Raw genomic sequence first — 501 nt, 5'->3', positions numbered from 1 at the left:
AAGGCGCTGGAAGCCGAAGGCGCGGTCTGGGAGGTGGTCGCGCCGAAGATCGGCGGGGTCACGCTCGACGACGGCACCAAGGTCGCGGCCAAGCAGAAGATCGACGGCGGACCTTCGGTCCTGTTCGATGCCGTCGCGGTGCTCCCGTCCGAGGAGGGGGTTGCGATGCTCGCCAAGGATGCGGCCTCCAAGGACTTCGTGGCGGACGCGTTCGGCCACTGCAAGTTCATCGGCTACACCGATGCAGCCGCCACGTTGTTCGACGCTTCTCGGGTGCCGGAGCTTGACGATGGCTTCGTAGCCCTAAGCAAGAGCAAGGACGTCAAGGCGTTCGTCACGACCTGTCGTGACCTCAGGTTCTGGGCTCGGGAGATGAAGGTCGATCTCGACGCGGCGGCCTGACGACCCTGGCGGGAGCGGCAGGTGGACGTCCTGCCGCTCCACTTAACGGCAAGCCTCATATCGCACGGACGTGGGACGTGCTGCCTCGCTCGCGTTCAA

Annotated in this window: 1 pseudogene; it reads left to right on the top strand. The window is 65.5% G+C overall.

What is annotated here, in order from left to right:
• Positions 1-402: pseudogene (locus AAIO73_RS20190) on the top strand (catalase); the annotation flags it as partial.
• Positions 403-501 lie beyond the last annotated feature (99 nt).

This window comes from Sphingomonas epibiotica (assembly GCF_039615155.1).
Lineage (GTDB): Bacteria > Pseudomonadota > Alphaproteobacteria > Sphingomonadales > Sphingomonadaceae > Sphingomonas.
Note: the sequence above shows the minus strand (reverse complement) of the source record. Positions and strands in the feature narration are given on the sequence as shown.